Genomic DNA, 17,498 nt, shown 5'->3' on the forward strand with positions numbered 1-17,498 from the left:
TCTTAGCCGCGTTCGGCGCCGGAGCCCGGCGCGACGTCGACGATCAGCCCCCAGCTCGTCCACTGCTGGAACCAGGCGCCGACCCGCGCGCCGAGCGCCGCGCTCGCCGCCTCGCCCGCGGCCTCGCGAGCGCCCGCGGCCCCGTCGACGCCGGCGGCCACCTCCTCGCACGCCGCCACGAGCGGCACACCCCGCCCGAGCGCCTCGAGGAGCGCGAACGCCCGGGGCTCGAGCTCCTCGCACCGCATCGTGAGATCGGCGTCGCTGCGGAAGACGGCGAGCCGGACCGGGCGCGGCGCGGGCAGCGCCGGCGACCGGCCCTGCCGGAGCTCGCTTCGGAGGGCGTGCGCCGGGTAGTGGAGCTGCATCAGCGCGAGCAGCGGATGGAGGACGATCCGGGCCGTGGACCAGCCGTCCTCCGGCATGCCCGTCACCTTCGCCGGATCGAGCGGCGGCGGCGACACGCCGTCGAACCGATCGGCGAGCGCCTGCTCGTAGCGCGCCACGTCGCGCGCGAGATCCCGCAGGGCAGGGGGGAACCCCTCGTGCGCGGCCGCGAAGTCGGCGACGCGCCGCCCGAGATCGCGCAGGGTGAAGCTCGCGGGCGGGTGCGCCGCGAGGTACGCCCGGCAGAACGCGTCGAAGCCGTCGTCGCCGAGGACGTGCGCGAGCGCGGGGAAGTCCTCGCGCAGGGCGTCGCGGTGGCGCAGCCAGAACTGCCGCCGGTAAATGTCGGCCTGCTCGGCGGGCGTGAGGCGGCAGCTCCCGGCGACGTGCGCGCGGCACCGCGCGGCGAGCTCCGGGTCGTCGGGGAGCGGCGCGCCGGCCGTGAACAGGCGGGCGAGCTCGCCCATCATCGCGGCGAGCCCGGGCGGGGGCGCGGCGTCAGGCGGCGCGCGCACGCGCCACCTCCTCCCGGATCGCGCGCGCCTTCTCGGCCTCGGCCGCGAGGACCTCGAACGCCGGCAGATCGTCGTCCCACTCGATCAGCGTCGAGACGTCGCCCGTGTGGCCCAGCGCGCGCCGGTACAGCGCCCACACGGGGTCGGCCACGTGAGCGCTGTGGGTGTCGAGGATGTACTTGCCCTGGTCCGTGTGGCCGGCGAGGTGGATCTGCACGACCCGGTGGTGCGGCACGCCGTCGATGTAGGCGCTCGGATCGAAGCCGTGGTTGTGCGAGGAGACGTAGACGTTGTTGACGTCGAGCAGGATGCCGCAGTCGGCCTCCTCGACGACCGCCGAGAGGAACGCCCACTCGCTCATCCGGCTCGAGGTGAAGGTCAGGTAGCTCGACACGTTCTCGAGGGCGAGCCGCACCTCGAGGAAGTCCTGCACCACCCGCGCCCGCGCCGCGACGTGCCGCACGGCCTCGTCCGTGTAGGGCAGGGGGAGCAGGTCGTGCAGGTGGACGCCGTGCGCGCCGCTCCAGCAGAGGTGATCGCTCACCCACGGCGAGCCCACCTTGCGGAGGAGCGCCTTCAGCCGGCGCAGGTGGTCGAAGTCGAGCGGATCGGTGCTGCCGATCGACAGCGAGACGCCGTGCTGGACGAGGCGGTAGCTCGCGAGGGCGCGCTCGAGGTTGGCGATCGGCATGCCGCCGTCGACCATGAAGTTCTCGCTGATGATCTCGAACCAGTCGACCCGCGGCCGGTGCTCGAAGATGTGGCGGTAGTGCGGGATGCGCAGCCCGACGCCGACGCCGAGGTCGGGGAGCCCGAGCCGCATGCGCTCGAGGTTCGCGCGCTCGAGGGTCGCCATGGGTCACCACGCCGCGGCGACGCCCGGCCCGCGGGGCCGGGCGCCGCGCGGCTCAGCGGCTCAGTGGCCGCCGCAGTCGGCCGGCTTGCAGCCGCCCTGGCCCTTGCACTCGTTCTGGCCCGCGCACCCGTGGGTGTCGCTCTTGCAGCCGCCCTTGCCCTTGCACTCGTTCTTGCCGGCGCAGCACTCCTTGGCGCCTGCCGCGGGCGCCTCGGCGGCCGCCGGCTCGGCCGGGGAGGCCCCGGTCTCGGGGGCGGGCGGCGGCGACGAGGCACAGCCCGCGAGGCCCGCCACCATGCCCGACACCGCCGTGAACGCCAACGACTTGCCCATGTCCATCGCCATCGGAGCCTCCACCTTCGTCATTCATCGAGAGCACCGAGCCCATCGCGCGCCTCGCCCGCATGGCGGCCCGCGCGTGTGGGCTCCTCGGGCCTCGCCGGTCTCCTCGACCGCGCCGAGCCCTTCGCTACGCGTCCTTACGGCCGACCGGCTGCGCGGTTTCACCTCGGACGCGTTGATTCTTCCTTCAACTCCCCGTAAGTGAGCGGCGTTGACCTCCAGGCCCACGCGAGCCCCCCTTGCGCGCACCGCGTCCGGCGGCGTGTCCTCTGCGGCTCGGACGGCCGGCCAGCGCGCGGCGTTCCACGTACGACGTAGCTTGCTTCGGAGCGCTCGCGCAAGACAAAGCGTCCACGGCGGCGCGGCCCGGCCGGCGCTCGCGGTGCGCGCGGTGTTCGCGACGCTCGCGACGCTCGCGGCGGTCGCGCTCAGCGCGGCGGGCTGCAGCGGGGCTGCGGGCGAAGGAGCCGATGCGGCCGGGCGCGAGGTCTCGATCGCGGCGGCGGCCGCGGAGCTCGAGGCCATGAGCGGGGCCGTCCTCGAAGGGCGCGAGGCCACGTTCCGGGACATCCTGGCCGACACGATCGCGAAGGACGCTTATTTGTGCCTGCCGGCGCCGCGGGACGTCTTCCACGGGGAGGCGCCGGAGGGGGAGCGGCGGATCGCCGGGATGATGCCGCACTATGGCCTCTTCTTCGGCCCGATGAGCTACCTCGTGCGGCGGCGCGGCGGCGCCTGGGAGGTCGAGGTCCGCATCGCGGTCGATCCGCCGGCAGACGCTGGCGCCTGGCTCGAGCTGCCCGACTGCGGGCTGGCCGGCGCGCTCGGGGGCGCGATCGCGTGCCGCGGGACGCCGTACGCGCGCTCCGGCTCGACGGACGCCTGCCCTGGCTCCGGCGAGTTCTCGGCCCGGGCGACGCCGGCCGCGATCCGCGCGCTGCTTTCGCGCTGGTCGACCGAGGTCGAGGGGTACTGGAACCGCGACGCGCGCGCCTTCGGGCTGCCGGTGCGCTACGACTTCGACTTCGTGCTCGGGGACGACGCGCGCGGGAGGGCGCTCCGGGTGGACCTCGCGGTGCCGCTCTCGCCGACCTGCGGGCGGACGCCGTACTTCAGCGCGATGCGGGCCGGCTGGTCGCTGCCGGTACTCGCGCACGAGGTGGGGCACGTGCTCGGGCTGCTCGACGAGTACGAGGCGCTCTCCGGGATCGTCCGCTGCTACCCGAAGACGCCGTTCCCGGGCGCCGAGATCAGCCGGATGGGGCTCTCGATGCGGGAGCAGACGCTGCTCTTGCCGGTCCACCATTACCTCGTGCTCCGCCGCTTCTTCTGCCGGGCGCCCGCGTCCATGGATCCCTATGCCGGCGCGACCCGCTGAGCGCTCCGCGCGGCCTCGCGCCGCCCGTCGCCGCCTCGCGGCGCGCGGGCGCGCGTCGCTCGCGGCCGCGGCGCTCGCGTGCGCGGCGCTCGCCGGCTGCCGGTCGGAGCGAGACGGCGGCGCGGCGGACGCGGGGGCCGGCGCCGTGGACGGCGGGGCTGGCGCGGCGGACGCGGGGGGTGGCGCCGTGGAGGCGGCGCCGCCGCTCGTGGGGGCGCCGCCCGGGCCGAGGGCGCCGGCGCCGGTCGCGGAGCCGCGCTGCCCGCCGGAGATGGTGCGGGTGGCGCGCCGGTTCTGCGTGGATCGCTACGAGGCGGTGCTGCTCGACCGGGAGACGGGGCTCGAGCTCTCGGCGTTTTACCCGCCGTCCCGGCAGGCGGCCGCGTCGGTGGAGCGCGCGTGGTCGAAGATGCGGCTCCAGCTCGGCGACGCGGAGGCGCGGCGCATGGAGCTGCCGCTGCTGCCCGGGTGGCAGAAGCAGCGCGAGTTCGAGCCGCGCGCCGTGTCGCGCCGGGGCGTGCTCCCGCAGGGGTACACGACCGGCGCGCAGGCGGAGCTCGCGTGCCGGAACGCGGGCAAGCGGCTCTGCACGCTCGACGAGTGGCGGACGGCGTGCCGCGGCGAGCGCGACGAGCAGTTCCCGTACGGGCCGACGTACGCGGACGGGAAGTGCAACGTCTTCCGCGAGGCGCACCCGGCCGGCGTGCTCCACCGCGACGTGAGCCTCGGGCACAGCGATCCGCGGCTCAACCTGGTGCGCGTCGCCGGGGCGCCGCTCCTACGGCGTACGGGCGAGACCGCGACGTGCGCGAGCGCGTGGGAGGGCGACGCGATCGCGGATATGATGGGGAACCTGGACGAGTGGATCGACGATCCCGAGGGGACCTTCGTCGGCGGGTTCTATGCGCGCGCGACCCGGGAGGGGTGCATGGCGCGCGTCGCGTCGCACGATTTCACGTACTTCGACTACTCGACCGGCGTGCGCTGCTGCGCGGATCTGCGCGAGACGCCGTGATGGATACGCGCGTCAAGGGACCCTGGCCAGCCCCTGCCGCACGACCTCCCTGGCGACGAACGGGCTCCATTCGCGCAACCACTCCAGCGTCAGCCCTCCGTCCAGGTACGCCGCGTAGTACATCTCCCGTGCGGCGATGCACTCCTTGTCATTGAGCTTCAGGCGCTCGATGGTCGCCTGGACACGCTCGCGTGCCTCGTCGTGAAGGCCAGGCGCTGGCAGCACCTGAAGGAACGACATCTCCAGGACGAACCATCCGTCAGGGATCTCCATCGGATCGAGCACGTCCTCGAAGTCGCGCTTGCGCGCGTTCATGAGGGAGCACACGAAGCGGTAGTTGCTCCACTCGTACGCCATCTCGCGCCGCTTCGATTTCGGCGCGATGTGATCGACCGATCGCGCGCCTGTGCCTCGCGGGACGAGCACGCACAGGTAGGCGCAGATGCTGCGGTAGCTCTCGCGGAGATCGTCCAGGCACTCCCGCCAGTAAGGGGGCAGGTGCTCGACGTTCGCGGCGAGGGCGCGCAGGCCGGGCTGCCGGACGAGCGCGTCGAAGCGCGCTGGCTCCGGCTGGAGCGGCACGTGGATCACGGCGTGAGCCCGGCCTGCCGCGCCCTGACAAGCCAGCGCGCCCAGAAGGGGTCGGTGTCCTTGAGCACCTCGTGCAGCTCCTCGTGGATGCGCTTCGCGTCCTCGATCGGCAGATCCGGCCGCCGCATCGCCGCCATGGCGTCGAGGATCGCCCTCTCCGCCTCGACGGACCGCGCCTGCGCGAGGTCGAACACGTCGGACGTGAGCCACGACGAGGCGTCCCCGCGCGGCTTCCATGCGGGCTTCGACACGGTGACCTCGGCCCCGTCGAGGTCGAACAGGAAGAGCGCGTCGCGCGCCTCGTCGAAGTGCGGCTCGGCGGAGGCGAGGACGAGCGGCGCGTGGGTCGTGATGAAGAGCTGCGTCTCGATGGAGGCCTCGAGCTCCCGGGACACCCGGAGCAGGGCGGGCAGGATCACGCGCTGCCACTGCGGGTGCAGGTGAGCCTCGAGCTCGTCCACGAGCACGACCAGGCTCCGCTCCGGCGCGGTGTTCCGGAGCTTCGCGGCCTCGACGTGCTCGCGCCACATCCAGACGAGCAGGTAGGCGAACGAGAGGATCCGCTTCACCCCGGCGGACGCGAGCACGACCGGGATGTTGCCGTAGGGCATGTCGAGGGTGGGGATGTCGCGCACGTCGTGCAACGAGACCCGGGTCGTGATCGCCCCGGGGCGGAGGGTCTCGCCAGGCTTCGGCGACAGGACCTCCAGCACGCGCGTCAGCAACTCGAACGTGCTGTCCCTCCGGAGCTGCCATGTCGTCCAGTCGCGGATCAGGCCGTTGCAGAGCACCGAGCCGTCGTGGTCGTCGGCGGTGAGCCCGTTCCAGATCTGGCTGGGCGTGAAGTGAAAGCCAGGCACGGGTCCCGTGGACTTCACGCCGAGGGGGAACTGCAGGTGCCCCGCAGGCCGCAGCGGGTCCCACACGGAGAAGCTGCCGTCGACCCGGGCGTAGAAGACGAGCCCGGAGCGCCTGGAGGCGCCGCGCGGCTCGACGGTGTGCCAGTCTTGCCGCTCGAAGTCGAACGACGACGAGATCCGATGCGCGACGTCCCCGTCACGCGTCTCCCGGACGATCTCTGGCTTGACCGTGGGGCCACGCCGCGGCGCGGCGGGGTACCCAGGCCACGTGCCCGTCATCGCGAACCAGCTGACGTCGAGCACGAAGGTCTTGCCCAGTCCGTTGTCGCCCGCGAACAGGTTCAGCCGCGGCGCGAGCTCGAACGCCATCGAGGGCGCGGGGCCGGTGTCGTGCAGTTCCAGCCGCTCAAGCATCGCCGCCCCTCTCGACCGCCCGCGTGTCGTCCCGCCCGGGGTCGATGACGGCCGCGAGCGGATGGCCGCGGTAGCCGTGCCAGACCTCCTTGCGGCGGGACTTCACCGGCTGCGTCATGACCATGGCAACGCGTGATCTGCTGGGTCGCGCGATAAAAGGCAAGAAAAGGCGCTCCCGCGGGGCTCCGCCGGCCGCAACGCATCACGGGGAGGGAGCTGCGCGACTGCTCCGCCGGGGCTGGTCGCCGGGGGCCCGGAGCCACCGAGGCGCTGCCAGCGGGTCTGGGGATGGCAGCACCGCGTCGTCGTGCGGCCGAGCGCGGCGCTGCGGAGCGATCCGGTAGCATCGTCCGCTGCGCGGAAGGAAGTCGCGCTCGTGCGACGCCGCGGGGAGGAACATCGATGCTCGCAGCCCGGTATCACGTCTACGATTCGGCGGTGGTGGACGCGCCCGTCGAGGACGCATGGCGAGAGCTCCGCGACGTGGTCAAGCTCCTGCCGATCGTCTTCGGCGACGCCGTCAAGGACTACCGTTACATCGACGGCGGGTCGGCGGAGAAGATCCCGTCGCGCTTCGAGTTCACGCTCCATCCGTCGGGAGAGAGGGCCCTGGAGGAGGTGGTCGCGCGATCCGAGACCGAGCGCTCCGTCACGTACCGGCTGCTCGGGCAGGTCCTGGGCGCGGAGGGGTACATCGCGACGTACCGGCTCCGCCCCGTCACGAGCGAGCCGGGCAAGACGTTCCTCGAGTGGTCCCGAGAATTCGGCGTCGCGCCAGGCCACGAGCCGGAGATGGTCGCCCCGTCGATCGCCGCCCTCACCGCGAAGGAGCTCGTCGCCATCAAGGAGTACTTCGCGCAGCGGCGCCGCTCCGGGTGATAGGCAGCGGCGCTGTTGGAGCGCGCGGGCCGAGGCGGAGCATGCACGGCTCGGTGAGGGGTGGCCGCAGGGGCCAGCGCCGGACCGCGTCCGTCGGGAGGGGCTGGCGCCGGGGGGGCGCAACGGATCGCAACCGTCAGGAGGGGCCGGCGCCGGGGGGGCCGCAACGGTTCGAGTGCTCTCGCAGGGGCCGGCGCCAGGGGGACGTGACGGTTCGAGTGCTCTCGCAGGGGCCGGCGCCAGGGGGGCCGCAACGGTTCGAGTGCTCTCGCAGGGGCCGGCGCCAGGGGGACGTGACGGTTCGAGTGCTCTCGCAGGGGCCGGCGCCAGGGGGACCGCAACGGTTCGAGTGCTCTCGCAGGGGCCGGTGCCAGGAGGCCGCAACGGTTCGAGTGCTCTCGCAGGGGCCGGCGCCAGGGGGGCCGCAACGGTTCGAGTGCTCTCGCAGGGGCTGGCGCCGGGGGCCGCAACAGGTCGTGCCCGCCGGCTGGGGCGGGCGTGCCGCGAGGGATCGCCGCCGGAGCGCTCAGGTCGTCGGGCGGCCGACGGCCAGGAAGCTCTCCTCGCCCTTCGGGCGCCGCCGGTCGCGCCAGAGGAGCGCCGCGGGCAGCACGAGGACGGCGGCGAAGAGGCAGGCGAGCTCGCCGAGGACCGCGGCCACGCCGAGGCTCCGCACGGCGTGGTTCTGCGAGCGCACCAGGGCGAGGTAGCCCAGCGTCGTGGTGAGGCTGCAGAGGATCACCGCGCCGCCCGTCTCGCGCACGGCGGTCAGCGCGCCGCCGGCGCCCTCGCGCGCGTAGCGCTGCACGATGTTCACGGCGTAGTCGACGCCGATGCCGAACGTCAGCGGGAGGGCGATGAAGTTCAGGAAGTTGAGCTTCACGCCCAGCAGCACGAGCAGCCCCGCCATCCACAGGACGCCGACGAGCAGCGCGCCGAGCACCGCGAACGCCGGGCGGCCGCCGCGGAAGGCGATGAGCACGACGAGGACCGTCGCGGCCAGCGAGAAGAGCACCGCCGGCGGCACGTCGTCGATGACCGCCGCCCACATGTCCGCGTAGATGACCGCGCGCCCCGAGCCGCGCACGACGCTGCCGTCCGGCAGCCGCGTCTCGCGGTACGCGTCCGCCCAGCGGAAGAGGTAGTGCGCGTCGTGCACGCTCTCGGGCGTGATCGGGCTGATGTACACGATGCGCCCGCGCGTCCCGTCCGTCTCCGTGAAGGCCCGCGCCACCCCCGCCGGGAGGTCCTCGATCCCGAACGGCGCGAGATCGTCCGGCGGAATGATGGCCTGGATCCGGCTCCAGTCCTCGTCGCCGATGAGGCCGCGCTTCTTCGCCCGGAGGACGCGCTCCTTGATCTCGAGGAGCAACGGGATCTTCGCCGCCTGATCCTTCGGGACCAGATCCTGGAGGGCGTAGATCTCCTTGAACGGCTTCTCGCGCTCGGGCGCCGCGTCGCGCCGCGCGTAGAGCGCCGCGCGCAGCGGCTCGACCTGCTCGGGCCGATCCACGAGGATCGCCATGCCGTCGGTGCCTACGTAGCCCGTGATCTCCTCCGCGAGCGCGGTCAGCCGGATCTCCTCGGCGCGCGCGCTCTCGTCGTTGCGGAGGTTCCGGAGGTCGTACTCCATCGGATCGGCGCGCACGTAGGCGACCGTCGCGACGAGGCCGACCGCGGCCAGGGCGAGGCCGGCGACCGTCAGCGCGACAGGGCTCCGCGCCGCGAGCCGCGCGAACGGCTCGCCGAACGCGATGCCGCCCTGGGTGCGCCGCCGGAGCCTGCCGAAGAGGCCCGGCGACGCCCGATCGAGGGGGCTGAGCCGCTCCATCACCGCGAGGACGCTCGGCAGCGCGAGGAACGTGGCGACCCAGCAGAGCACCATGCCGGCGCTGCCGATCAGCCCGAAGTCGTGGAAGCCGCGGAACTCGGTGACGAGCAGCGAGCCGTAGGCGGCCGCGGCGGCGCAGCCGGCCGTGAGCGTGGGCAGCCAGGTCTCGCGGTGGGCGACGCGCACGCCCTCGAGCAGGCTCGCGCCGCCGCGGCGCGCCTCCAGGTAGCGCGCCATGTAGATGATGCCGAAGTTGATCCCGTTGCCGGCGACGATCGAGAAGAGGAACCCGGTCGCCATGTTGAGGTGGCCGATCGCGAGCTGCGTGACCCCGAACGTCCAGGCGACGCCGGTGCCGATCGTGATCAGCATGGCGACGAGCATGCGCACGCGCAGGTAATAGAGGAACACGACCGCCCCGATGAGGACGGCGCCCGCGACGCCGACGTCGGTCAGGTCCTCGTTGATCGCCGCGTACTCGGCGATGCCGGTCTGCAGATCGCCGGCGAGGCCGTAGGTGATCCCGGGGTCGAACGAGGCGGGGCGCACGCGATCGACGACCTCGCGCACGCGGCGGATCGCCTCGCTGCCGGCGGCGAAATCGCTCCCCAGCACCTTCGAGCGGATGGCGACGACGACGGTCTTGCCGTCCTTCGACTGGTAATAGCCGTCGGGGTAGCGCCCGGCGTCGATCCCGTTCAGGCCGAGGCTCTGCTCGATCGAGCGGGCGCTCACCTCGGGCGGCGGCTCGTCCTCGTCGAGCAGCGCGCCGGTCGCCTTGTTGACCTCGTAGGCGTAGCGCGCCTCGATGTCGTCCCGCAGCTTCGTGAGCCGGTCGCGATCGACGTAGAGCCCGGCGCGCGGCGAGAGGTAGCGGAACGCCTCGTGCACGCCGTCCTCGACGCTGCCGACCCACGGCGGCCCGAGCCGCTCGAGCTCGGGCACGAGCGCGTCCGCGGCCTTCTGGAGCGCGACCGTGGGCGTGCCCTCGCCGCCCTGCAGCACGACGAAGAGCGTCGACACGCCGGCGGTCTTGGCCGCGACCCGGTCGAGCTCCTGCACGCTGGGCCGGGACGCCGGCAGGAGCGACTCGAAGCCGGTCAGCACCGTGAGCCGCGTCGCCAGGAAGAGGGCGATGACGGTGATGAGCCCGGTGGCGAGCAGCGGCAGCGCGGGCCGGTTCACCTGGAGCTCGGCGAGGCGCGCGGCGAGCCCGCCGCCCTTCGAGGAGGGCGGCGCGGCGTGGGGGGAGGAGGCGTGGGATGGCGAGGTCGGCGAGCGAGGCGCCGCGGGTGGCATCTGCGGAGAGGGCATGAGGAGGTCAGGGGATCCGAGGGCTTGAAACGGTGAGCGCGCGAACGCGCCAGGGTGAGCTACGCCCTACCTAGGGAACAGCTTCCCCGCGGAACAGCGGAGCGCGCTCGGCGAGGCGGCCGGGCGCGGCCGACGTAGGGAGGCGGCCCGAGGATCGCGGGGGAGCGATAGCAGAAATCCGTGACCCAGCGACCGGTCGCCGGCGGGGAACCCTGCGAGCAGCGAACGGGCGTGCGCGCCGGCGCCGTGGAGATTCCGCGGTGCGGCGGGTGCTAGTGTCTTGCCATGTCGCTCTCGCAGCCGAAGGCCGTTCTCTGGGATCTGGACGGGACGCTGATCGACTCCAGCGAGCTCCATTTCACCGCCTGGCGAGACGCGCTCGCGGCCGAGGGGCGCACCTACGACCACAGCGACCATGATGCGGTGTTCGGGATGCGCAACGACGATCTGCTCCGCCGCCTGCTCGATCCAGGGATCCCGGAAGCCGAGATCGCCCGGATCGCCGGCGCGAAGGAGCGGCGCTACCGGGAGCGGGTGGCCGCGTCGGGGATCGAGCCGCTGCCCGGCGTGCGCGCGTGGCTGAGCGCGCTCCCACGGCGCGGCTTCCGGATGGCGATCGCGTCCTCCGCGCCGCGCGAGAACCTCGACGCGATCCTCGCGGCGACCGGGCTCGCGGGCGCGTTCGACGCCGTCGTCAGCGGCGAGGAGGTGTCGCACGGCAAGCCGCACCCCGCGGTGTTCCTCCGCGCGGCCGAGGCCGTGGGCGCCCCGCCGGGCCGGTGCGTCGTGGTCGAGGACGCGCCGGCCGGCGCCCTCGCCGGCAAGCGCGGCGGCATGAAGGTGATCGGCGTGGGCCCGCGGCACGCGGCGCTCGGCGCGGATCTCTCGGTCGAGCGGCTCGACGAGCTCCCCGAGGACGCGTTCGATCGGCTCCTGTCGCCCGGCTAGAGCGAGCGGGAGCGAGGGCGAGGCGACGCTCGCGCGCTCGTTCGATCGGCGCCTCGCGCCTAGCTGGAGGCGGCGCGCGGCGACGCGCCGCCCGCGCGCCGCCGGACCCAGCGGCCGCGCGCGGGCGCGGCGCTCGGGAGGCGCGCGGCGTCGCGCAGGGCGGTCCCGAGCGGCTGGACGAGCAGGAAGAACGCGAGGCAGAGCGCGCCGCCCGCGGTGCTCAGCGGCCCGAAGCGCGGCCGCGACAGCGCGAGCGCGGTGCAGCCCACGAGGCCGCCGAGGACGCCGGCCACGCCGAGCGAGAGCAGCGCGATCTTCCGCCGGCAAAGGGCGCGCGGGTCCACGCTGGACACGAGCGCGGGGCGCATGCGATCCGCGCCGTCCGCGTCGTTCACCGCGCGCTCCACGTCGCCGAGCAGCCACACCGGCGCGCCCGGGCCGATCCGGGCCTCCACGGTCCGGGAGAAGCCGCGCGGCTTGCGCGCGTGCTGGTAGGCCTCGTCGAAGCGTGCCTCGGAGGGGCACGCGGACGCCGCGCGGACCTCGGCCCGCGACACCCAGACCTCGCCCTCCACGGCGGGCGCGATCGCGATCTCCCGCCCGCCCGCGACGACGGTGCCGCCGTAGATCTCGCCGCCGCGGCCGCTGTCGGCGAAGACGATCTCGTCGCGCGTCGAGCCGCCGGCGCCCGCGCGGCCCACCTGCTCGATCCGGTGGCCGGCGAGCGCGCCGCCGCGCCCGTCGCCGCGGAGGACGCGCGCCTCGATCAGCGCGGCGCCGCGCTGATCAGGGCGCGCGCCGAGCCGCCGGAGCGTCGCCGCGACGGCCGCGAGCTGCTTGAGCGCGGCCGCGGCGATGAGCAGCGTGTTGACCCAGAGGATGGCCAGGGCGAGGGCGCCCATGAGCTCGCGCGTCAGCATCGCTCGGCGCGCCTTACACGCTGGCGGCCTCGGCCTCCGCGCGGCGGAGCTCGCGGGGCGAGAGCGCGATCGGCGGAGCGGACCGCTCCGCCTGGGCGACGTCGCGCGGGGCGGGCCGATCGAAGCGGAGCACGTAGGTCCGGAGCAGGTAGCCGAGCATGCTCGGCTCGTTCAGCCCAGGATCGATGCGCGGGGCGACCTCGCGCTGGTGCGCCTCGGCGAGCACCGACCAGTGCAGCCCAGCGCGGTTGTGGTGGATCGTGTGATAACCGTTGTTGCACATGATCCAGTTGAACGCGCGTCCGACGAAGTTGCGCGAGTGGTTCCACTCGCTCCGGACGTCGCACCCGTCGTGCTGGATGAGGTTGATCCGGAGGATGCAGCGCGCGCCGTAGAGCTGCGGGAGCACGACGAAGAAGAGCGCCGTCCAGAAATCGACGAGGAGGAGCGCCCCGGTGAGCCCGAAGGCGAAGACCGTCTCGAGCCGGTATTGCCGGACGTGCTCGGGCCGGCCGGCCAGCGCGTTCCAGCGCGCGACGCCGGCGAAGGTGTTCGGCCCAGCGACGTTGGGGAAATGGATCAGATTGAGGAGGTTCCAGCGAAACGAGACGTGCTCCGGCGCCGCCCAGTCGGGCTGGCCCTCGTCGTCGAAATGGTGGTGGACCAGGTTGTGAGAGGGGACGTTCGCCGACGCCGGGTAGAGCGCGCCGAAGCTGAGCACGCAGCGGAAGAGCATGTTGAGCCGGCGGCTCTGGAAGATGCCCTGGTGCAGGTGGTTGTGGATGACCACGGCGTTCAGGAAGCTCAGGCAGCACGCCGCCGCGAACACGACGACGTTGCGGCACGCGGGCGCGCAGAACATCGCCGCGAGCAGGCCGAGGTAGGCGGCGACGATCCCGATCTGGCGCCACTCGGCCGGGTGCTTCACGAGCCGCGGCGCGCGCCGCGGGCGCCGGGGCTGGCCGCGCGCGTCCGCGCCCTGCTGCCCCGCCCGCTCCCCCGGAGCGGGCGACGCGTCCCTCCCCATTGCCCCGGCCGCGCCGGGGCGCTCCTCGCCGCCGGACGCTGGAGCTCGTGTGGCGACTTCGGCTGTCACCCCACCGTCACTATCACTGTTGCCCAGCTCCAACAACGTTGAGCGAGCCGCGCGGAGGCGCCTCGCACGGTCGCGTCGCCCGCGCCGCCGCTCCTGGGAGTCGCGCCGCGCTGCGAACTCACGTTCGCAGGCCGATCTGCGCGTGGGCCCCAGCGGCGCGCCGAAATCCAGCTCGGCGCGGCGGGAGCGTGGACAATCTATGGACGGAAGTAAGGAACCGGTGTAATCCAGATGTCTCGACAACGGCGTTCGCGGCGAGGCGGAGGCGGCCCTCGGCGTGGGGCCATCTCCGCGCCAGGGCAGCGCCGCCTCGGGCGCGGGGGAGGCTCAAGCACATGTCGGTGATCGTTTCCACGTTGACGTCGCTGCCGTTCACGCAGCTCCGACGAAACCGATATTTCTATCTTTATTACGACGGGTTCTACGCGCTCGCGTGCGTGGCCCTCCTCGCGTGCATGCTCCTCGGCGGGCACGAGCCGCTCATCGAGCGATGGGACAGCCGCCTCTGGCTGGTCCTGCCGCTGGTCTGCCACGCGCAGATCCTTTGCAGCGTGTTCATCCACAACGCGACCCACAACAACTTTCCGCGGCCGATCAACCGGCTCGTCGGCGAGCTTTGCGGGCTCGTGGTGCTCACGCGGTTCGCCTCCTGGGAGGTGATCCACCAGCGCCACCATCGTTACTCGGACGACGTCGACAGGGATCCGCACCCGGTCGTGGCCAGCTACTGGGCGTTCCTGGTGCAGACGGTGGTGAACGTGGAGCGCCAGCTCCAGCAGATCTACTTCGATCTTTACGGCGATACGCCCGAGAGCCGCCGTTACGAGCGGGTCCGCGCGTACGTGAGCTACGCGACGAATCTGCTGCTCATCGCGTGCTGGTACGTGTTCCTCGGCCCGGTCGCGTTCTTCTTCCTCTTCGTGCCCGCGTCGATCGTGGGTTTTCTGCACCTCGTGCACTTCAACTGGTCGACGCACAACGCGTCCTCGCCGGACGGCGACTTCAAGCCGGTGAACCTGAACCACGGGTATTACTGGCTCGGCAACCTCCTCTGGCACGGCATCTACATGCACGCGAACCACCACAAGCGCGCGGGCCTGTTCAACCCGGCGAAGCTGACGCCGGGGCTGCCCATCACGAGGCCGGGGGCGTCCTGATTCGGCGTCGCCTGGCGCGTCCCCGGTCGCGCAGGAGGTCTTGCCGGGCCGCCCGGCCCCCCCGGGGAGGGCGTTCGTCGCGCCGGCGGAGGCCGGCCGAGCTCGCCCAAGACGTCGTATCGAGGGAGGACGCCGGCGTGGACCAGCTGCGCCCGTGGCGCCGCCTGGAGGCCGAGGGCGCGCCGATGGAGCCCTTTCCTGCCGACTGACGCTTCGCGCACGCCCGCCCTCCGACCCGGGTCTCGCCCCCGGCGCCGACGGGGGCAGCCGCGCTCGCAATAGAGCAACGCCACGCGGTCGCCGAGACAACGCGCCCTCGGGCGTGGAGCAGCCGCCCAGAGCCGGTGGAGATGCCGGTGCGCTAGCCGCCTCCGAAGGGCGTGCCCGCGCCGGACGCCCGCGCGGCCAGCTCGCCGGCCGGGATGAATGAGAATAAATGAAGTAGATTCATGAAGTTGAACGTTAATCGAGATGGGCGCGGAAAAATATTTTGACACAAGGGAATGCAATCTCGTACAGGTCATTACGTCGTGGTCCGAGCCGGACGCAACGACAGTAGACGTTTTCCTTGAATGAATCGGGCGATCGGCGGGGGGGCTGCCGCGCGAGCGAGCGTGTTCGTCCCGTGCTTGGATTGCGCCGAGAATGAGGAGGGGTCGCCATGCCCAGTGCGCTCACATATCCCGGTGTGTACATCGAGGAGATTCCGAGCGGCGTTCGCACGATCATGGGGGTGGCGACGTCCATCACCGCGTTCGTCGGGCGCGCTCGGAAGGGGCCGACCGATGTCCCTGTTTTGATTAACAATTTCGGCGATTTCGAGCGCAAATTCGGCGGGCTATGGGCCGACAGCACCATGAGCTATGCCGTGCGCGATTTCTTCCGCAACGGCGGCGGACAAGCGCTCATCGTGCGTGCCTATAACGACGGCGCGGGCACGGGCACCGGAACAGGTACCGGAACGGGAACCGGAACAGGCACGGGCACGGGAACCGGAACAGGTACCGGCACGGGAACCGGAACAGGCACGGGCACTGGAACAGGCACCGGCACGGGCACTGGAACAGGCACCGGCACGGGCACTGGAACAGGCACCGGCACGGGCACGGGCACGACGACCGGCGCGTCCCGTATCGTAATCGACTCGTCGCTCACGCTGGAGGCGGCGAGCCCCGGCGCGTGGGGCGACGCGCTGCGCGCGCGGGTCGATTACGACGTGGCGCCCGGCGACGCGTCGCTCTTCAATCTCACGCTCGCGCTCGTTCGACACGACGCGAACGGCAAGGTCGAGGCGGTCTCGGAGATCGAGGTCTTCCGGAACGTATCGCTCATGGAATCGCACCGGCGGCGCGTCGATCGCGTGCTCGCGGCCGAGTCCCAGCTCGCGTGCACGCCGTCGTCGTTCACCCCGGCGACCGGCGCGGCCACGCGGCCCGCCGCGCACGCCAAGCCCACGTCGCAAAACCCGCTCTGGGGGAGGAACTCGGGCAATACCACGAGCGTCGGAATCGACGTCGGCGGGAGCGCCGGATCGGACGGGACCGCGCTCACGCAGGCGATCCTCACCGGGGGCACGACCGCGAGCGATCGGACGGGGCTCTACGCGCTGGAGAAGGCCGATCTCTTCAACATGCTCTGCATCCCGCCGCACGATCGCGAGACCGACATCGAGAGCGGGCTCGTCGAGGACGCGATCGCGTACTGCCAGAAGCGCCGCGCGGTGCTCATCATCGACCCGCCGCTCGCGTGGAAGACCCCGGACGCGCCGGCCACCACGATCGACACGGCGCCCATCGGCAGCGTGAGCCGCAACGCGGCGATCTTCTTCCCCAGGCTGCGCGCCCCGGATCCCCTGCGGGAAAACCAGCTCGAGGACTTCGCCCCCTGCGGCGCGGTCGCGGGCGTCATCGCGCGCACCGACGGCGAGCGCGGCGTCTGGAAGGCCCCCGCGGGCCTCGCCGCCACCCTCGTCGGCGCGCCGGATCTCTCCGTGAGGCTCACCGACGACGACATCGGTCAGCTGAACCCCCTCGGCGTCAATTGCCTCCGCGCGATGCCCGGCGCCGGGCGGGTGGTGTGGGGCTCGCGCACCCGCGAGGGCTCCGATCGCCTGGCCTCCGAGTGGAAGTACCTCCCGGTGCGGCGACTCACCCTCTTCATCGAAGAGAGCCTGTACCGCGGCACCCAGTGGGTCGTCTTCGAGCCGAACGACGAGCCCCTGTGGTCCTCGATCCGCCTCAACGTCGGGGCGTTCATGCACTCGCTCTTCCGCCAGGGGGCGTTTCAGGGAAAGACCGCGCGCGAGGCGTACGAGGTCAAATGCGACAGCGAGACCACGACGCAGAATGACATCGATCGGGGCGTCGTGAACATCGTCGTCCGCTTCGCGCCGCTGAAGCCGGCGGAGTTCGTGGTGATCAAGATCCAGCAGCTCGCCGGCCAGGTCCAGGTCTAAGGAGGGGCGTCATGGCGCAGTTCACCCAGAATCCCAATCGGCTCGATCCCTACAAGAACTTCAAGTTTCGGGTGCGCTTCGGCAACGACGTCGTCGCGGGCGTGAGCAAGGTCGGCGCGCTCAAGCGGACGACGGAGGTGGTCAAGCACCGCGACGGCGGCGACTTCTCCAGCAGCCGCAAGTCGCCGGGCCGCACCGAGTACGAGGCGATCACGCTCGAGCGCGGCGTGACGCACGACAAGGAGTTCCAGAACTGGGCCCGCGCGGCGCAGGCGTTCAACGTCGTCGGCAGCTCCCCGGAGCAGATGGGACTGGGCAACTTCCGCAAGGACATCATCATCGAGCTCTACAACGAGTCCGGACAGAAGGTGCTCGCCTACAAGGTCTATCGCTGCTGGGTGTCGGAGTACCAGGCGCTCCCGGATCTCGACGCCAACGCGAACGCCGTCGCGCTCGAGCACATCAAGATCGAGAACGAGGGCTGGGAGCTCGACGAGAGCGTCACGGAGCCGAAGGAACCCGACGCGACCCCGAGGTGAT

The 17,498-nt window shown here is 72.3% G+C and carries 16 protein-coding genes; 7 read left to right on the forward strand and 9 right to left on the reverse strand.

Annotated features, from left to right (window positions below; genetic code table 11):
• Positions 1 to 2: 2 nt before the first annotated feature.
• Genes WME98_RS45395 through WME98_RS45405 form a run of 3 tightly spaced genes read right to left on the reverse strand, consistent with a single transcriptional unit; the run spans position 3 to position 2,124 of the window.
• Positions 3 to 902 (reverse strand): HvfC/BufC family peptide modification chaperone, encoded by a 900-nt coding sequence (locus tag WME98_RS45395; RefSeq protein WP_437947833.1) that lies wholly within the window; start codon positions 900 to 902, stop codon positions 3 to 5.
• A complete protein-coding gene (bufB, locus tag WME98_RS45400) occupies positions 886 to 1,758 on the reverse strand; it encodes an MNIO family bufferin maturase (protein ID WP_437947834.1) in 873 nt (290 codons plus the stop codon). Before bufB ends, WME98_RS45395 begins: the two co-directional genes overlap by 17 nt.
• 60 nt (positions 1,759 to 1,818) lie before the next feature.
• Entirely contained in the window at positions 1,819 to 2,124 is a 306-nt protein-coding gene (locus WME98_RS45405) for a hypothetical protein (RefSeq protein WP_061623645.1), read from the reverse strand.
• A gap of 367 nt (positions 2,125 to 2,491) precedes the next feature.
• Here WME98_RS45405 and WME98_RS45410 point away from each other — a divergent pair, with 367 nt between their 5' ends.
• Together WME98_RS45410 and WME98_RS45415 are read left to right on the forward strand one after the other, a co-directional pair.
• Positions 2,492 to 3,478, forward strand: coding sequence for a hypothetical protein (locus WME98_RS45410; RefSeq protein WP_437947835.1), 987 nt, complete (start codon positions 2,492 to 2,494; stop codon positions 3,476 to 3,478).
• The gene (locus WME98_RS45415; RefSeq protein ID WP_437947836.1) at positions 3,459 to 4,493 is read left to right on the forward strand and encodes a hypothetical protein; all 1,035 of its coding nucleotides are present in this window, start codon (positions 3,459 to 3,461) and stop codon (positions 4,491 to 4,493) included. Before WME98_RS45410 ends, WME98_RS45415 begins: the two co-directional genes overlap by 20 nt.
• A 12-nt stretch (positions 4,494 to 4,505) precedes the next feature.
• Here the strand turns inward: WME98_RS45415 and WME98_RS45420 are convergent, their stop codons facing one another.
• From WME98_RS45420 to WME98_RS45430, 3 genes are read right to left on the reverse strand one after another with little or no spacing between them, the layout of a single operon-like run.
• The gene (locus WME98_RS45420; protein ID WP_437947837.1) at positions 4,506 to 5,084 is read right to left on the reverse strand and encodes a hypothetical protein; all 579 of its coding nucleotides are present in this window, start codon (positions 5,082 to 5,084) and stop codon (positions 4,506 to 4,508) included.
• Positions 5,081 to 6,358 (reverse strand): AAA family ATPase, encoded by a 1,278-nt coding sequence (locus WME98_RS45425; protein WP_437947839.1) that lies wholly within the window; start codon positions 6,356 to 6,358, stop codon positions 5,081 to 5,083. The genes WME98_RS45420 and WME98_RS45425 overlap by 4 nt, the downstream gene beginning before the upstream one ends.
• Positions 6,351 to 6,482, reverse strand: coding sequence for a hypothetical protein (locus WME98_RS45430; protein WP_437947841.1), 132 nt, complete (start codon positions 6,480 to 6,482; stop codon positions 6,351 to 6,353). Before WME98_RS45430 ends, WME98_RS45425 begins: the two co-directional genes overlap by 8 nt.
• Before the next feature lie 278 nt (positions 6,483 to 6,760).
• Between WME98_RS45430 and WME98_RS45435 the strand changes: the two genes are divergently transcribed.
• Positions 6,761 to 7,237: an SRPBCC family protein gene (locus WME98_RS45435; protein WP_437947843.1), complete on the forward strand. Its 477-nt coding sequence runs from the start codon at positions 6,761 to 6,763 to the stop codon at positions 7,235 to 7,237.
• Between the two features lie 526 nt (positions 7,238 to 7,763).
• On the opposite strand, the gene WME98_RS45440 is transcribed toward WME98_RS45435, so the two are convergent.
• Positions 7,764 to 10,382, reverse strand: coding sequence for an efflux RND transporter permease subunit (locus WME98_RS45440; RefSeq protein ID WP_437947845.1), 2,619 nt, complete (start codon positions 10,380 to 10,382; stop codon positions 7,764 to 7,766).
• Between the two features lie 285 nt (positions 10,383 to 10,667).
• Here WME98_RS45440 and WME98_RS45445 point away from each other — a divergent pair, with 285 nt between their 5' ends.
• Entirely contained in the window at positions 10,668 to 11,330 is a 663-nt protein-coding gene (locus tag WME98_RS45445; protein WP_437947847.1) for an HAD family hydrolase, read from the forward strand.
• Positions 11,331 to 11,389: 59 nt separating this feature from the next.
• On the opposite strand, the gene WME98_RS45450 is transcribed toward WME98_RS45445, so the two are convergent.
• Both WME98_RS45450 and WME98_RS45455 read right to left on the reverse strand, forming a co-directional pair.
• Positions 11,390 to 12,250, reverse strand: a complete 861-nt coding sequence (locus WME98_RS45450; RefSeq protein WP_437947849.1) for a hypothetical protein — start codon at positions 12,248 to 12,250, stop codon at positions 11,390 to 11,392.
• Between the two features lie 13 nt (positions 12,251 to 12,263).
• Positions 12,264 to 13,346 (reverse strand): fatty acid desaturase family protein, encoded by a 1,083-nt coding sequence (locus tag WME98_RS45455; RefSeq protein ID WP_437947851.1) that lies wholly within the window; start codon positions 13,344 to 13,346, stop codon positions 12,264 to 12,266.
• A gap of 335 nt (positions 13,347 to 13,681) precedes the next feature.
• Between WME98_RS45455 and WME98_RS45460 the strand changes: the two genes are divergently transcribed.
• The 3 genes from WME98_RS45460 (at position 13,682) to WME98_RS45470 (ending at position 17,497) form a co-directional block, all read left to right on the forward strand.
• Positions 13,682 to 14,503, forward strand: a complete 822-nt coding sequence (locus tag WME98_RS45460; protein ID WP_437947852.1) for a fatty acid desaturase family protein — start codon at positions 13,682 to 13,684, stop codon at positions 14,501 to 14,503.
• 661 nt (positions 14,504 to 15,164) lie between these two features.
• A complete protein-coding gene (locus WME98_RS45465) occupies positions 15,165 to 16,958 on the forward strand; it encodes a phage tail sheath family protein (protein ID WP_437947854.1) in 1,794 nt (597 codons plus the stop codon).
• A gap of 11 nt (positions 16,959 to 16,969) precedes the next feature.
• Positions 16,970 to 17,497: a phage tail protein gene (locus WME98_RS45470; RefSeq protein WP_061624199.1), complete on the forward strand. Its 528-nt coding sequence runs from the start codon at positions 16,970 to 16,972 to the stop codon at positions 17,495 to 17,497.
• Position 17,498: the final 1 nt, after the last annotated feature.

The sequence above is a fragment of the Sorangium sp. So ce296 genome, assembly GCF_051529605.1.
Lineage (GTDB): Bacteria > Myxococcota_A > Polyangia > Polyangiales > Polyangiaceae > Sorangium > Sorangium cellulosum_D.

What these genes read in the sequence shown, in the direction of transcription:
- WME98_RS45460 (WP_437947852.1), top strand. Translation starts at nt 13,682, where the DNA reads ATGTCGGTGATCGTTTCCACGTTGACGTCGCTGCCGTTCACGCAGCTC.
- WME98_RS45435 (WP_437947843.1), top strand. Translation starts at nt 6,761, where the DNA reads ATGCTCGCAGCCCGGTATCACGTCTACGATTCGGCGGTGGTGGACGCG.
- WME98_RS45465 (WP_437947854.1), top strand. Translation starts at nt 15,165, where the DNA reads ATGCCCAGTGCGCTCACATATCCCGGTGTGTACATCGAGGAGATTCCG.
- WME98_RS45415 (WP_437947836.1), top strand. Translation starts at nt 3,459, where the DNA reads ATGCCGGCGCGACCCGCTGAGCGCTCCGCGCGGCCTCGCGCCGCCCGT.
- WME98_RS45445 (WP_437947847.1), top strand. Translation starts at nt 10,668, where the DNA reads ATGTCGCTCTCGCAGCCGAAGGCCGTTCTCTGGGATCTGGACGGGACG.
- bufB (WP_437947834.1), bottom strand. Translation starts at nt 1,758, where the DNA reads ATGGCGACCCTCGAGCGCGCGAACCTCGAGCGCATGCGGCTCGGGCTC.
- WME98_RS45440 (WP_437947845.1), bottom strand. Translation starts at nt 10,382, where the DNA reads ATGCCCTCTCCGCAGATGCCACCCGCGGCGCCTCGCTCGCCGACCTCG.
- WME98_RS45405 (WP_061623645.1), bottom strand. Translation starts at nt 2,124, where the DNA reads ATGACGAAGGTGGAGGCTCCGATGGCGATGGACATGGGCAAGTCGTTG.
- WME98_RS45470 (WP_061624199.1), top strand. Translation starts at nt 16,970, where the DNA reads ATGGCGCAGTTCACCCAGAATCCCAATCGGCTCGATCCCTACAAGAAC.
- WME98_RS45430 (WP_437947841.1), bottom strand. Translation starts at nt 6,482, where the DNA reads ATGGTCATGACGCAGCCGGTGAAGTCCCGCCGCAAGGAGGTCTGGCAC.
- WME98_RS45425 (WP_437947839.1), bottom strand. Translation starts at nt 6,358, where the DNA reads ATGCTTGAGCGGCTGGAACTGCACGACACCGGCCCCGCGCCCTCGATG.
- WME98_RS45450 (WP_437947849.1), bottom strand. Translation starts at nt 12,250, where the DNA reads ATGCTGACGCGCGAGCTCATGGGCGCCCTCGCCCTGGCCATCCTCTGG.